Raw genomic sequence first — 16,102 nt, 5'->3', positions numbered from 1 at the left:
TGTTAAAGATTAACTCATTTATAAATATGAAAAATGCACTAGTACTTTTAATTCTTATTTCTTGTTCATTAACCCTCCTAAATGCCCAAGATAAGCCAAATATTATATTGATCATGGCAGATGATTTGGGTTACGAAGCACTGGAAGCATATGGCAATGATTTTAACAAAACCCCACAAATTGATAAAATGATTGCGAAAGGCATGAAGTTTGAAAATACGCACTCTATGCCATTGTGTACTCCATCTAGGGTTCAGTTAATGACTGGAAAGTATAATTTTAGGAATTACCTGGGGTTTGGGATTTTGGATCCTAAAGAATCAACTTTTGGACATCTATTAAAAGCGGAAGGCTATGCTACTTGTATTGTTGGCAAATGGCAGCTTTATGGAAATGAGGTACAAAGAAAATTGGCCAATGGGCAAGGAGGAAGCCTACCTCTTGATGCCGGCTTTGATAAATACAGACTTTGGCAGGTCAAGGACCTTGGCTCCAGGTATAAAGATCCATTATTAGATAGCCGTGAGACAGGAGTGGAATTCTTTGAAGGAAAGTACGGTCCGGACTTGTTTGTGGATTATATGGAAGATTTTATGGAGAACCAAGGCAATAAACCATTCTTTGTATATTACCCAATGGTCTTGACTCATGATCCATTTGAGCCTGTTCCTGCATCAAATGCATTTGCCTCCTATGATCCAAAAACCCGACTAAACCATCCGGAACTATTTCCTGACATGGTAACACATATGGATCATTTGATTGGTAGAATAATAAAGAAAGTAAATGATTTAGGAATTGCTGAAAACACCCTGATTTTATTTATTGGGGACAATGGAACAGACAGAGATGTGGTGTCTACTGTGAATGGAAAGCAGTTGAGGGGAAATAAGGGTTATACAAATGATTTGGGCACACATGTACCCATGATTGCTTACTGGCCGGGAACAATTAAAGAAGGTAGTGTCAATAATAACCTTATAGATTTTACAGATTTTGTACCTACGTTAATGGATGTTGCCGGGGCTAAAAATAAAAAGTCATTTACTGATGGAATCAGTTTTTATCCACAACTCACTGGTAAGCATAATATTAGGGAGGTTAGGGAATGGGTTTTTTGCCATTATGATCCTAATTGGGGAAAATTTGCTCCAAGAACATTTGTTCACGACACGAAATATAAGTTGTATCAAAATGGAGAAATTTATAATCTTAAAGAAGATTTGTATGAAAAGGATGCCTTGAAGAAGAATGACCTAAATAAAAAAGAAAAGAAAATAATTAGCAAATTTGAAAAGGTTTTGGATGAAATGAATTTAAGTGAAGGAGATTAAGTTCAATCTCCAATTACTTTGATTATTCAAGACAAAAAAATATATTTTTTCCCTTTTAGTTTCATTCTTATAATACCTACTTTTTTATAGGTATCAATTAATTTAAAAAAGAATTAATAAGGCCTGGAAGTTCAAATCCGGGCCCTTTCATATTTTTTAATTTTCTTATTTTCATATAAAAAATATAAGAATTGCTTGCCCCCTATTTTCCGTAAAACTATAAGAATAATATATATTGCAAATTTAGTTGGTTTTGTCTAGTTTTGATAAATTTTAAAATTTATTAAACCTAAATCAGCTTATGAATAAACTCAAATTTTTATTGCCAATGTAAAATCCATTGAATGGATTAAAGCCCAAAGGATTACTAGTTAAAACGTCTAACTTTTTATTTAAAATATCAAATAATTAGCTGGAACAAGTAAAATCCTATTAATATTACCTAAACAATTAAAAATTAAACCTAAAATTACCATGCAAAAATTATCCTTAAAATTAGGGTATTTAATCCTTTTGATTGGATTAAATACCCAATTGCTCATGGCCCAAAATGTGGAGATAAGTGGGAGAATTGTAGATGAAAATAACATGGGCATACCAGGAGCTTCTGTACTGATTAAAGGTACTTCCACCGGGGCTGCTGCTGATGTAGAAGGGAACTATAACCTTTCAGCCCCTTCCAATGCGACACTTGTGTTTTCCTTTATAGGATATTCATCCAAAGAAGTAAAAATTGAAAACCAGACAATAGTGAATGTTCAATTAGAACCGGACATCTCCGATCTCGATGAGGTGATTGTTGTTGGTTATGGTACTACTAAAAAAAGTCAACTGACAGGTGCCATTTCTTCTGTAGGAAATAAAGAAATTTTAGAACTACCAATTACAGATGCGAGACAAGCCCTACAAGGACGTGCCACAGGGGTGGACGTCACACAGGCTGGTAGTAAACCAGGAGCTGAACCACAAGTAAGAATCAGGGGCAGACGTTCATTTAATGCCGGCAACGATCCCCTATACGTTGTCGATAACATTCCTATTGTAGGTGGAATGACTGACTTTAACCCACAGGACATTGCCTCAATGGAGGTGTTAAAAGATGCTTCAGCTACTGCCATATATGGATCGAGGGGTGCAAATGGTGTGGTTATCATTACCACCAAAAGAGGAAATGCAGGAAAGACCAGGGTCTCGGTAGATTCTTATTATGGAATCAGTAAAAGTCTTGGAAGAATCCAAAATTTTAATGGAGAAGAGTTTGCAGAATATAAAAGAGAGTCCAGAAGAGCTGTTGGAGAATATCCTGAAGGCCCTGCAACTCCGGAGGCGGACGCTTCTCTATTTGAGCCTAATGAATTAGAAAGCATAGAATTGGGAAGAAGTTTCGATTACATTGATGCTTTAACTAGAACAGGATCCATTCAAAATCACAATGTAAGTGTAGGGGGTGGTAATGAAAAAACCACTTTCTTTATTTCTGCAAATTTTTTTAAAGACATTGGCGTAGTTAAGTTACAAGATTTTACCAGACATACTTACCGGATAAATCTTGACCATAAGTTCAATGATAAATTTAGAATTGGTACTTCTACTTTAGCTACCTACAGTGAAAGAAACGGTGCTAATTTTAATCCTATCGGTGGTGCACTCCAGGAAAATCCTTTAGGAAAAACCTTCAATGATGACGGGACCATTAACTTCAAACCTACCCAGGATGGTTTAAGGACAAACCCGTTGGCTGAAATTGTACCAGGTGCTCATGAAGACTTAACCAAGAGGTACAGGATTTTTAATAGTTTTTATGCAGTTTATGACATTACACCTAGTTTAACTTATCGATTTAATTTTGGTCCTGATATAGGTATAAGTAGAAGTGGCAGATTTATAGGATCTCAAACCAATGCCAGGCGGGAAGGAGATCCTACAGGTAGTATTTCTGAAGAATTTCAATTCAACTACACAATTGAAAATATCATCAATTACACCAAAATTCTAAATGAATCCCATACTTTTCAATTTACAGGACTACAATCTTTACAAAGAGACAATAGGGAATATTCAAGTATTAATGTATTGGGAATCCCTGCAGAAAGCCAAAGTTATCACCAATTAGGCGATGCAAGTCAAATAACAGGTGCCAATACCAATTTAATTCAATGGACTTTATTGTCATTTTTGGGGAGGTTAAATTACGATTACCAAGGTAAATACCTGATGACTGCTACTTTAAGAGCTGATGGTTCATCAAGGTTTGGTAAAAACAATCGTTTTGGCTATTTCCCTTCGGTAGCATTAGGCTGGAATATTGGTGATGAGCGCTTCCTACAGGAAAGCACAGTTTTAGACCAGTTAAAACTAAGGATAAGTTACGGAGCCATCGGCAATCAGGGTATTGCACCTTACCAAACTCAACCTTTGCTTGCTAGAACTTCATATGAATTTGGATCAAATGCTGCTTTTGGCTACTTACCCAACACCATTGGTAATCCGGATTTAAAATGGGAAACTTCTACTACAGCCAATGCCGGTCTTGATTTTGTTTTCTCACAGGGAAGAATTGCAGGTTCTGCAGAATATTATATTACCACCACCACTGACCTATTGGCTCCCCAACCCTTGCCTAATTCAACAGGTTTTGGAGGTTTTATTACCAATATAGGTAAAACGCAAAATAGAGGTATTGAATTGACTTTAAACACAATAAATATCGATAAAGGAAATTTTAGGTGGTCCACAGATTTTATTTTTAATAGAAACAGAGAGGAAATTCTAGAATTGGCTGATGGAGATGATGTAGGTGCAGGACGCTTTATCGGAGAACCTTTAACGGTATTCTACGATTGGAACAAGATTGGCATTTGGCAAGTAGATGAAGCAGATGAAGCCGCAGTTTATAGTGATCAACCCGGTATCATTAAAATAGAGGATGTGAATAACGACGGACAGATCAATGCAGACGACCGCCAAATTCTAGGTTCACCGGTTCCTGATTTTGCAGGAGGAATCACCAATAGGTTTTCTTACAAAGGGCTTGATTTATCCTTTTTTATTTTTGGAAGGTTTGGGTCCATGATCAGAAGTGGTTTTCATACAGGCGGGTTCAATGCACTTGCAGGTAGATACAATAATTTAAACGTGGATTATTGGACCCCGGCCAATCCAACGAATGATTATCCTCGTCCAAATGTAAACCAAGAATTTCCAAAATATTCCTCTTCTTTGCAATATTTTGATGGCACCTTCCTTAAAATTAGAAATATAAATTTTGGTTACACCATGCCGGAAGGCATTGTTGAAAGACTCAAAATGGAAAGCCTTAGGGTTTATACCAGTATTCAACAACCATTTATTTTCTCAAAATACAGAAGCCGACATGCAGGAATTGATCCTGAAACCTTTATAGATGGAGAACAGGGCGTAGAAGGTGGAGTTATCAATTCTAATATTGCTCCTGCTGTTACACAGTTTACTTTTGGAATTAATGCTAAGTTTTAAAACTGAACCTAAATTTTGCTAAAAATGAAAATTAACTATAAAAATAAATTATTAAGCTATTTTAAAGCCAGCTTGATAAGTGCAGCAATTTTTGCGGCAGTAAGCTGTGAAGGTTTATTGGAAGAAAATGTTGTTTCAAACATTGGAAACGATTACTTAAACACACCCAGTGGGCTGAATGATGGGCTGCAAGCCGCTTACAGCTCTTTTAGGTCATGGTATGGAACCGAAAGGGGAAATAATTTTACCGTTTTCGGTACTGATACTTATACCAATGGATCTGATGGCTCCTTTAAATACATGAATTTTTACACTTCTGATTTTGATTCTCAAAACTCACATGTAAGAGAGGTTTGGGACCAGCTTTATCAAGGGATTAATACGGCCAATGCTGTTATTGAAAGAGCACCGGAAGTTGAAGGTCTATCAGAAGAAATTCGGCAAATTAGAATCGCAGAAGCCAAATTCATTAGAGCCCATCATTATTTTATTTTGGTGCAGCTTTTTGGTCCTATTGACTTACAGCTTTCCGAATCAGTCATTCCAAATAATGAAGTAACACGGACACCTGTTCCGGAAATTTATGCTGCAATTATTAATGATTTAGAAACAGCTATTCCTGAGCTGCCAGCAGTTTCTCAAGCGGATGATTATGGAAGAGCCACCCGACCAGCAGCAGAAAATTTATTGGGTAAAGTTTATGTTACTAAAGCTACTTCTGAGGCAGCCGCCAATGATGATTACGCCAAGGCTGAATCCCTACTACAATCTGTGATTGAAAATTACAGTTTTAGGCTTCTGGATAATTATGGGGATATACATGCCTTTGGAAATGAAGTAAACGACGAGGTAATATTTGCAACGCAATACAGCAATAACCCATTGACCAATGGAACTGGCAATAATACACATGTTTTCTTCTTAATGGAATATGATGTTCAGCCTGGAATGCGAAGGGATACAGAAAATGGTAGACCGTTTAAAAGGTACATGCCTACTGATTATACCTTAAATGTAATTTTTGCAGATAGAGAAAATGACAGCAGGTATCAACAATCTTTCAAACACACTTATTATTCTAACAATCCGGGAACTTTCAATACTAGTTTTGATCACTCCAAATCTCAAGTAAATTTTGCTGCAGGAGATACTGCTATATATGTGCCAGGTTACGAGATGTCAGAAGAAGTAAGGGCACAAAAGCCTTTCCAGGTATTGGTGCCTAGTGCCTATACAGAAAGGTTGTTCCCTACTCTCAATAAACACCTCGATCCGGGGAGAGCAGACTTAACTCAGTTTCAAGGTACGAGAGACTATATCTCATTTAGGTTGGCAGATACTTACCTTCTTTTAGCTGAAGCTCAATTGAAGCAAGATAAAATTGCAGAGGCCACCGAAAATGTCAATATGGTAAGAAGAAGGGCTGCTTTTCCCGGCAAAGAAGGGGAAATGGAGATTTCTACTTCAGATATGGATATGGAAATGATTATTGAAGAAAGAGCAAGAGAACTATTGGGAGAGCAACAAAGATGGTTAGACTTGAAGCGATGGGGCATTCTTGTGGAAAGAGTCAGGGCACATAACCCTAAATCTATCGGAATAGAAGAGTTCCATGTTTTAAGACCTATACCTCAAAATCAAATAGACCGCGCCCAAGGTAATAGTGCAAATTTCCCTCAAAATCCAGGGTATTAATAGATATCGAGAGAGTCACTGGTTCTTTCTGAGCTGAAGATTTCACTGGTAGTTGAGACCAAAAGTCATATAATAATTTATTCACAGACTTAAGGGTTTTTACTTATTTAGGAGATCTTCGGATGCACAAGAATTACAAGAGAATAAGTTTTAAAGTAAAAGGTCTGGATAGAATCCAGACCTTTTTTTATGACCTAACCTAAAAAGGTTATATTGATAATAAATGTTTTTAGTTCTGATGTTGAAGAAAATATTGAATTAAATCTTCTGGTTTTTTCAAGGAATTCACAATTTCCTCATTTAGCTCCATCTGGAGAACATTTTCCACATCAAAGATCAATCCATTGAGGAAAACCTTGTCAAACCCAAGATCGTCTACAAAATCAGCTTGTCTTACCTTGGCTACAGGAGAAATACCATATTGTCCCATTACCTCTACAATTGCTTTTAATCTAGTGTAATTGTTCATCTTATTTGATTTAATTGTATGTAGTAAGCTAGTATTAAGCTGTTTAGGAGTAAACGGCCTAATACTAACTTTTATTTTAAATATGATTCTATTTATACATAAGCAGCTACTTCGGAATCTTCTTCGGACAATTCCGTTTCTTCTACCACAATTTCCTTTTTCTTATCCATACCAAACTTGGCCAATATCCTATCAAAAACATAATAGATAACCGGTACAATTACCATGGTCAAAAACATAGAGGAGATTAGTCCACCAATCAAAGCCCATGCAAGTCCATTTTTCCATTCAGCACCGGCACCGGAAGCAAGAGCAATAGGAAGCATACCGAAAACCATCGCAAGAGTGGTCATAAGGATCGGTCTAAACCTGATCTCAACAGCCTTAAATAGAGCTGTTTTAACTTCTATGCCTGCAGCTTTCAACTGGTTGGCAAAATCCACCAATAAAATCGCATTTTTAGCAACCAGTCCCATTAGCATAATCAATCCAAGAATACTAAATATGCTTAAAGAAGAACCTGACAATGCCAAGGCTAACAAGGCACCTATGATAGCTAGGGGAAGCGAGAACATCACCACCAAAGGATATACGTAATTGTCATACAAAGCGACCATAATTAAATAAATCAGTAAAATGGAAGCCAATAAAGCGATACCCAAACTTCCGAATCCTTCATCTTGCATTTTCATATCACCCTCATAGGAAATGTTCACTTCATTGGGCATGTCAAGCATTGCAATCCTGTCCTTAATCTCTTGTCCTACAGTACCGGTAGGTCTACCTGAAACCTGAGACTTTACAGAAACGGAAGTGATTCTATTTTGACGCTCAAGTTGACTTGGCCCTTCAGATGGTATGGCAGAGGCGAATTGTTTTAGTAAAATCACTTCTCCCCTTTTGTTGACAAAAGCTAGGTTTTCTATGTCAGCAACAGATTTTCTATCAAACTCATCCAACTTAATGTTAATGTCATATTCAAAGTCACCATCTCTATATTTGGTATCGGTATTGCCATTGAAAGCAACTTGCATGGTTCCTCCTACCAAAGCCATGTCTAATCCCAAATCAGCCATTTTTGCTCGGTCTACTTGAACGCTTATTTCAGGATTTCCTTCTTCAAGAGAGCTTTGAACCTTTCTGGTACCTGGTACCTTACTCACTTCGTCCAATACTTTATCCGAAAAAGACTTTAGAACGTCCAAATCCGGACCTGATAGTAAAATTTGTATAGGTGCATCACTTGCCGTACCAGTAATGGCAATCGGCACAGCAGTAAACTCAGCGCCCACAATACTTTCTTCCAAAGCAATTTCCATTTCCCTGGCAAATTCCGGGGCTGTGATATTTCTTTCCTCTGCCGGCACCATTTTAACTGTTAGTTCAGCAGCATAAGGTGTGGAAGTTGCCCCTGAAAAACCACCTGTAGTTTGTCCAACTGAAGTAAAGATTCCGCTTATTTCCGGGTTTTTCCTTAAGAAATGTTCCGTCTCCATGGTTTTAAAATTTGTTTCCTCCAGAGTAGCAGATTTAGGAAGCTCAATCCTCATCAAGAATTCTCCTTTATCACCTTGACCTACAAATTCGCTCCCAATAAAACCGTTGCTTACTAGCATAAAGGAGGAGACAAACATTACAAAAGTCAAAATTAACGTAATGGCTTTGTTGTTAAATGACCAGCTAAGAATACCTGTCAACCAGGCTACGATACTGTCGAGTATTTTTTCAAAGCCATTGATTATTTTACCGAAAATACTTTTGGCATCCACATGTTCTAATTTTGAAAACCTGGAAGTTAAAAGTGGGATTAAGGTAAAAGCAACCAATAAACTTATCAAAGTAGCCACAGCCACAGTTATACTGAATTGAGTCAATATACCGGCAATCAAGCCCCCCGTCATGGACAATGGAACAAATACCACCACAATTACCAGTGTAATGGATATTACCGTACCTCCAATCTCTCGAATTCCATCATAGGAAGCTTGTACGGCAGTTTTTCCCTTCTCCATATGCCGATAGATATTTTCAATCACCACAATGGCATCATCCACTAAGATCCCCACCACTAGAGAAAGGGCCAATAAACTCATTAGGTTAAGTGTGAATCCGGCTAAATACATTATTGTAAATGTAGCTACGATGGAAGCAGGTACTGCTATCATTACAATCACGGCATTCCGGATACTGTGTAAAAACAATAACATGATTACTGCCACCAATACAACCGCTATAATTAAATCATGAATCACAGCATCTGCAGCTTCTAAAGTAAAGGTTGAACTGTCTTGAGAAACTTCAAACTTTAGGCTATTGTCTTTGTACGTATCTTCAAGGCCGGCCAAGGCAAGGGTAACATTTTCGGCCACGTCCACCGCATTGGCGTCCGATTGTTTTTGTATGGATACACCAATCGCGGCATTTCCATTTAATCTACTTAGGATTTCTTCCTCTTTATTAGAATCAACTACCTCAGCAAGATCTTTTATTTTAATAATAGAGGCCCCATTTTGCGCCACCACAAGGTTTCTGATTTCATCAACTGAAGTAAATTTTCCGGCCAATCGAATCAATATTTGCTCATCATCACTAATAAGCTTTCCTGTAGGAAAATCTAAATTTTCCGTAGCTATGGCTTGGTTCACCTGAATTGGTGAAATCCCTAAAGCTTCAAGCTTATTTTGATTCAGGTTTACCTTAATTTCTCTTTCAGTACCTCCCAATAAATTTACTTGTGCCACACCATCAACCTGGGCCAGGGTAGGCTGGATTCGCTGATCCATCAAATCATAAAAATCAGTGGCACTCATTGTTGAGTAAGCTCCCAACTGCATGATAGGCATATCATCTAAACTAAACTTGCCTAATGAAGGTGGATCTACATCATCCGGAAGATCTCCTAATATAGCATCTATCTTACGTTGTGCATCCTGTAGAATAACATCTACATTTACTTCATCTTTAAGCTCAATGGTAATGATAGAAAAACTTTCCAGAGAAGTAGATTTCATAACATCAATCCCTTCCAAGGATGCCAATGCATCCTCCAGTTTTCGAGTAACTGAATTTTCCACCTCCGATGGAGCAGAGCCCGGGTAAAGTGTGGATACGGTAACTACATTCGGACTGAACTTCGGTAATAGCTCATAGGACATTTGACTGTAGGAAAAAATCCCCAGGGAAGTCAAAATGGTAAAGAGCACCACCACTATGGTGGATCTTTGTATAGATATTTTAGTAATTTGCATCGCTTCTACTATTGAATTTCAGTTACCGCCATTCCATCTTTAAGGTTGATCAATCCGGAGGTGATCAACTTATCGCCAATATTTAAACCTTCAAGAAGCATAAGCTTGTTATTCCCTACTTGCGCGATTTTGATTTTCTTTAAATTGGCTTTACCATCTTTTAATACAAATACTTCAGGATTTTTTATTCCTCTGATAAGTGAAGTTCTTTCAATCATTATGGCTTCCTGTGCAGGGTATTCAAATGTAGCATAGGCAAACATTCCCGGTTTGATTTTTTCCGATGCATCTTCTAAATCAATCTCTACCTCATATTTTAAGGAAGCATCTCCTTTACTACTTGTAAACGAAACTTTACCGGTGAATTCCTGATCAGGAATGACACCGACTTTAACTTTCACAGTATCTCCAACTTGTATATTTGCAATTTCCATCTCGGATACATTCACTACCAATTTTAGTGGCATCACATTGACGATTTCTACTACATTCATTCCCGGACTCATTAAAGTTCCTATTTCAATAAAATCCTCATTGATAAATCCGGAAATAGGGGCAGTAATTACGGTATTGGCAAGCCTTCTGTTGATCATTTTGATCTCTGAAGCACCCATTTTATGTGCATTCTGAATTTCCTCAAGTTGCTTTTCAGTTATAGCCTCAGTACCTGCCAAGTTTTCATACCTGCTTAAATCTCTGGTATATTGATTAAATTTAGTTTCAGCAATGGCCAATTCAGCTTGTATCAGTTCATCATCTAATTTGGCAATGACTTCTCCCTTGGAAACATGGTCTCCTTTACCTTTATAGATACGCGTTACTTTGCCACTTCCTTCAGACTTAAGCAACAATTCTCTACTAGGAATAAATGTACCATTAATAGTAAATGAAAGGGCATTAGAAGTTTTGGCAACTTCTTGTGTTCTCACAGGAATTGACTCACTTGTTTTCATGGCTTCTTCTGCTTTAACTTCCATTTCTTGCTTGTTTTTATAAAGTGTAAAACCGATAACTGCGGCTATAAACACAAATACCAAGGGTGTGATTAATTTTTTCATACTTATTTGAAATAAATTTCTTTTCGATTTCTATTTATTTTATTCTGCTATCTTTTCAATTTTACCAATGGATTGGTAGAGTTCTGCTTCTGCAGTTTTTACATTGATAATTTGATTAAAATAAGCGGCTCGGGCTTCTCTAAGTGCAGTTTCTGAATCCAAAACATCTGTCAGTGGAGATAATCCCTCTCTATACAGTTGATTGGTTTGATCAAAAACGGTTTCTGATAAAACCAAATTGGATTGTTGTGCTTCTAGACTTTTTAAACTATTATTCATTTTCTTAACTGCATTCAAATAGGAAGCTTGTGCGTTTTGCTCTGCCAAATATTGATCGTGTTTCAATTTTTCACTTTGCATCCTCGCTTGAGCAATCTTATTTTTTTTCTGGTTTCCATCGAAGATGGGTATGTTCAATTGTATGCCAACCAAAGAGCCCCTATACCACTGGTGACTAGTTGATAAAAAATCAAAACTATTTGAAAATGCATTGTAATTTAGATCTGCAAAGGCAGCAATGGTGGGATAATATCCGGATTTTATATTTTTAATATTAAGGGCATTCAGTTCCTGTTGTTTGTCCAATACCTTGAGGTCATATCGATTGCTTAAATCTGGATCTTCAAGCAATATTGCCTGTTGATCGTGTTGCTCTTCAAAGTTATATGGTGCAAGAGCCAATTCATCTGCTACAGGAATACCCATTACTAATTTTAAATAATTGCTTCTTTGTTCTATAAGCGTTTCTAGATTATCCATTTGTGTCTCTAAACTCGTCAGGTTTACTTTAACACGATTATGATCTACTTTCCTGGCTAAATCATTTTCATATTGAGACTTTATAATTCCTTCCAACTTTACAAGTTTGTCATGGTTTGCTTCCAAATTTATCATTTGAAGTTGGGTAGCAATCACCCCATAATAATTCATGGCGATATCATAAATGATGTCTTCGGTCGTCATTTCGGTGATAAGCCGATAAAACTCTTCTGAAGTTTTTGCCGCTTTTAATCCTATAAGATAAGATTGACTGAATACCAACTGGCTTAATTTGACTCCTCCCTTTAAACTTTGAGGAACTCCAAAAGCAATCACGTCCACACCATTTGGATCAGAATTTGGATCCAATATTCCTCCGGGAATTGCTTGTGGATACACATCCAGAAAATTATTATAGTTACCATAAGCTTCTACCTGTGGTAAACCGGTTCCGGTTATTTCTTTCCTTAAATATCCTGCTTCTTCCTCATCCAATATCGATTTTTTGATTTGAGCATTGTTTTTTAATCCCAGTTCAATACACTCTTTTAAAGTAAACCCATCATCAATGCCCCCTTGTGCATGCACCACTCCTCCCAAAAAGAGCATTATGATTAGTGGTATCAAGTTTTGTTTTTTCATTTTAATTTATTATGTATAGTAAAGTATAGTTTGTTCTATATTTTGTGAACCAAAAGGGTAAAAAAATTATTTGCAAGACTTTTTATAACTTTCAATCAATATAGGAAGCTCAGCTTTTAAAAATTTCATGAAATTTGAAACTTCAACCAAGTATTTATTGAATTCTTCGTTTTTATCACCCCTCATCGCAATTATCTCCTCGAGAACATCATTAAATTTGAAAACATTTTTCATGTCCTCTTGTATATCTGTTTTCCAATTTCTGATTTTTAACCTGAAATAACGTTTGCGTTCTCCCGGTTTTGTTATGTATTCTACTTTATTTTGACTTTGCAATAAAGTAAGCGCTTGACTTACTGCACTCTTACTTACAAACAAACATTTCTGAATATCTTCAAATGTAGCTTCAGCATCATCGGCCACCATCAATAAGCCAATGATCCTACCAAGAATAGGTTGATTTCCTTTGGTCTCAAAGAAAACACCAATCCGTTCAATAACTTGCTGTTGATCTGTGCTAAGTGTCATAATTCTTTTAGTTATTTTTTGTAATAACGGCACAAAGATACAAAAGGTTTTTTTGGTTCATAATTTTGTGAACTAAAGTTTAGAATTTTTTTTAACAGACTAAACATATGATTGGGTAATATAAATAAGCCTTTATTTTTTTTGAATCAAAATCCATTGAGTACTCAAGCGTGAATTGAAAACCCATCCAAATAAAATTGAGGGTACTAAAATTTTTATACCCACTACACTACCAACTTAAAAAATAAGACTAAAGAAAATTAATGAAAACCAAATTCCTTGCTTTCTAACTTTATTTGGATTGAATCCAAATAAAGTTAGAAATTGCTTTGGAATATAATCAATAGCCTCTACTTTTGCCACTGTTAAGAATAATTCTAAATAATAAACTATGAAATATATTATACCATTATTACTATGCCTAATAGCTACTCCTGCTTTGGCACAAACCGGAGCCCTATCAGGTTCAATTAAAAACAAAAAGGGAGAACCTCTAGAATTCATCAATGTACTGATCAAAGACACCCAATCAGGTACCATTACAAACAAGGATGGGTATTATTTATTTAAAGGCATACCATCAGGTAAAATAACAGTAACCATTAATTCCTTGGGCTATGAAACCAAAGAAAAGTCAATAGAAATTAAAGAAAATGAAACTACGGTTTTAAATATTGAATTGGCCGCGACTGAGTTAACTTTACAAACCGTCGAAATATTGGGAAGGTCTGAAACATCTTATCAAAATAAATCTTCTTTTATTGGGACAAAGTCTGCTACGGCACTAAAGGATGTACCTCAATCCATAGGGTATGTAACGAAAGAATTGGCCTTGGATCAAGGAGCTTTTCGAGTAAATGATGTTGTAAAAAACATCAGTGGTGTTAACCAATTTACTTTTTACAATGACATCACCATACGGGGTCATCGCATTCAAGGCCAAAAAACTTCCGGAAATTTAGTCAATGGTATGAGAGCCATGACTAGCTTTTGGAAACAACAATTAATTCCACATATTGAGCGTGTAGAAGTAATTAAAGGCCCTGCTTCTGCTTTATTTGGTAATGCCTCTGCAGGAGGAACCATAAACAGGGTAACTAAAAAGCCTTTGAAGGAATCCAGAAAGTCAGTAAGTTCCACTATTGGAAGTTTCAACACCTTTAGGGTATTGGGTGATTTCACCGGACCTATGACAGAAGATGAAACATTATTGTTTCGATTGAATTTGGGGTATGAAAATTCAGGAAATTTCAGAGACCTACAATACGACAAAAATTTGGTTGTAGCCCCCTCTTTTTCATTTCTACCTTCAGAAAAAACAAGACTCAACTTAGACGTTGTTTATCAACAGTCAGATGGAAGGTTAGACAGAGGCCAAGCGGTATTTGGGAATGGGGATTTATTTTCTGTCCCTATAACCAAATCCTTAAATGCTGTAAATGATTACCTGAAAGAAGAAAGTGTAAATGCTACCATTTCTTTAAATCACCAATTTAATTCAAATATTAGCTTCAATTCCGTTTATATGCGGTCAAACTATGCAGAAGATTTACTTGAACATAGATCTAATAATGTATTTGCCTTAAATGGGGATGGTAGTATTGACCCCGAGAAAGTGGGTATGCGTGTTGGCATTCGAAAACGAAATTGGAGCAATAACAATTTTAGCAATTATTTCAACTTTGATTTTACAACCCAACAGGTCGCTCATAAGTTATTGCTAGGATATGATTATTTTCAGCAAGTCTTGCTTCCCGGAGGGTCTCAATTGGCAGCAAGAGGATATTATAGTGCTAATGGGCAGCGTTCCATAAATTCCTACAACCCGGAGAACAAGTCCGATTACTTACTTGACAGCAATGGAAACCCAGTTCCAATTGTGGGGCATTTTGACCTGACAGATCCTTTTGGCAATCAAATGAGGGACATGAGTAAATACATTTACAGCACAAGTAATTTTGCTCCTTCAAAACTTAATTCTCATGGTTTTTATATCCAAGAACAAGCCAGTATTGGTAACCTTAAAGTGCTTTTAGGTTTAAGGCAAGAATTTTACAGGGACGTCCTGAATTATAAAGTAGGTACGGAAGAAGATGTTACCCAAAACGCTTTGATTCCCCGTCTTGGACTTGTATACAGCCTCAGTTCTAATATCAATGTTTATGGTACCTATGTCCAAGGATTCCAACCACAAACAGCCACGGTAATTAATAACCCGGATGCGGGAGGCCCATTTGATCCATTAACCAGCGAATTGCTAGAAATGGGGGCAAAAAGTGAATTTTTTGATGGAAAATTAAGTGGAAGCCTTGCCCTTTATAATTTGAAAGAATGGGGTTCCCTTTACAATGCAAACGAACCGGGCCAACCTGATCTTTTGATACAGAATGGGGAAGAGGTATCCAAAGGTGTAGAAATTGACTTGGCTGGAAATATCACTCCTAATTGGAGCATAACAGTTAGTTATGCCTTCAATGATGCGGTCATCACACAGAGTGACGACGAAAACCTAATAGGAAGACAAAAACCAAATGCGCCTAAAAATACCGGGAATATTTGGACTAAATACTTGATCAAGGAAGGGAATCTTACAGGCTTAGGTTTTGGTTTTGGTGCCAATTTCGTTTCCGAAAGATACGGGTCTTTAGGATCATCCGATAATCCACCTATATTTCCAAGTTATGAATTATTCGATGCTGCCATTTACTATAAGATGAATAGGTTTCAAATCCAAATGAATGTAAACAACCTGTTTGATAAGACTCATTGGGTAGGAGGATACGATTATCTCCGCGCATTCCCGGGTGCGCCTAGAAATGCAATGACAACCATCTCCTATATATTTTAAATAATCAAACCACCTTTCTTGTACCA

General features: G+C 36.8%; 9 protein-coding genes. 4 read left to right on the top strand and 5 right to left on the bottom strand.

Annotated features, from left to right (window positions below):
• The first annotated feature begins 26 nt into the window (after positions 1 to 26).
• From Q4534_RS01020 to Q4534_RS01010, 3 genes are all read left to right on the top strand, one after another.
• Complete coding sequence (locus tag Q4534_RS01020) at positions 27 to 1,334, top strand: sulfatase-like hydrolase/transferase (protein ID WP_303611302.1); 1,308 nt, start codon at positions 27 to 29, stop codon at positions 1,332 to 1,334.
• 474 nt (positions 1,335 to 1,808) lie between these two features.
• Entirely contained in the window at positions 1,809 to 4,829 is a 3,021-nt protein-coding gene (locus Q4534_RS01015) for a TonB-dependent receptor (protein ID WP_303611301.1), read from the top strand.
• A 24-nt stretch (positions 4,830 to 4,853) separates the two neighbouring features.
• On the top strand, positions 4,854 to 6,524 hold the full coding sequence (locus Q4534_RS01010; RefSeq protein ID WP_303611300.1) for a RagB/SusD family nutrient uptake outer membrane protein: 1,671 nt from the start codon (positions 4,854 to 4,856) through the stop codon (positions 6,522 to 6,524).
• Positions 6,525 to 6,753: 229 nt separating this feature from the next.
• Here Q4534_RS01010 and Q4534_RS01005 read toward each other — a convergent pair whose 3' ends face one another.
• The 5 genes from Q4534_RS01005 to Q4534_RS00985 all read right to left on the bottom strand — a co-directional run bounded on the left by Q4534_RS01005 (position 6,754) and on the right by Q4534_RS00985 (position 13,228).
• A complete protein-coding gene (locus tag Q4534_RS01005) occupies positions 6,754 to 6,993 on the bottom strand; it encodes a hypothetical protein (RefSeq protein ID WP_014022169.1) in 240 nt (79 codons plus the stop codon).
• A 92-nt stretch (positions 6,994 to 7,085) separates the two neighbouring features.
• Positions 7,086 to 10,241: an efflux RND transporter permease subunit gene (locus Q4534_RS01000; RefSeq protein ID WP_303611299.1), complete on the bottom strand. Its 3,156-nt coding sequence runs from the start codon at positions 10,239 to 10,241 to the stop codon at positions 7,086 to 7,088.
• Between the two features lie 8 nt (positions 10,242 to 10,249).
• The gene (locus tag Q4534_RS00995; RefSeq protein WP_303611298.1) at positions 10,250 to 11,299 is read right to left on the bottom strand and encodes an efflux RND transporter periplasmic adaptor subunit; all 1,050 of its coding nucleotides are present in this window, start codon (positions 11,297 to 11,299) and stop codon (positions 10,250 to 10,252) included.
• Positions 11,300 to 11,338: 39 nt separating this feature from the next.
• Positions 11,339 to 12,700 (bottom strand): TolC family protein, encoded by a 1,362-nt coding sequence (locus tag Q4534_RS00990; RefSeq protein ID WP_303611297.1) that lies wholly within the window; start codon positions 12,698 to 12,700, stop codon positions 11,339 to 11,341.
• A gap of 66 nt (positions 12,701 to 12,766) precedes the next feature.
• Positions 12,767 to 13,228, bottom strand: a complete 462-nt coding sequence (locus Q4534_RS00985; protein WP_303611296.1) for a GbsR/MarR family transcriptional regulator — start codon at positions 13,226 to 13,228, stop codon at positions 12,767 to 12,769.
• A 391-nt stretch (positions 13,229 to 13,619) separates the two neighbouring features.
• Between Q4534_RS00985 and Q4534_RS00980 the strand changes: the two genes are divergently transcribed.
• A complete protein-coding gene (locus tag Q4534_RS00980) occupies positions 13,620 to 16,076 on the top strand; it encodes a TonB-dependent receptor (protein WP_303611295.1) in 2,457 nt (818 codons plus the stop codon).
• Positions 16,077 to 16,102 lie beyond the last annotated feature (26 nt).

The organism is Cyclobacterium sp. 1_MG-2023 (assembly GCF_030546805.1).
GTDB lineage: Bacteria > Bacteroidota > Bacteroidia > Cytophagales > Cyclobacteriaceae > Cyclobacterium.
The sequence above is the reverse complement of the archived record's forward strand: the minus strand, read 5'-3'. Positions and strand labels throughout refer to the sequence as shown.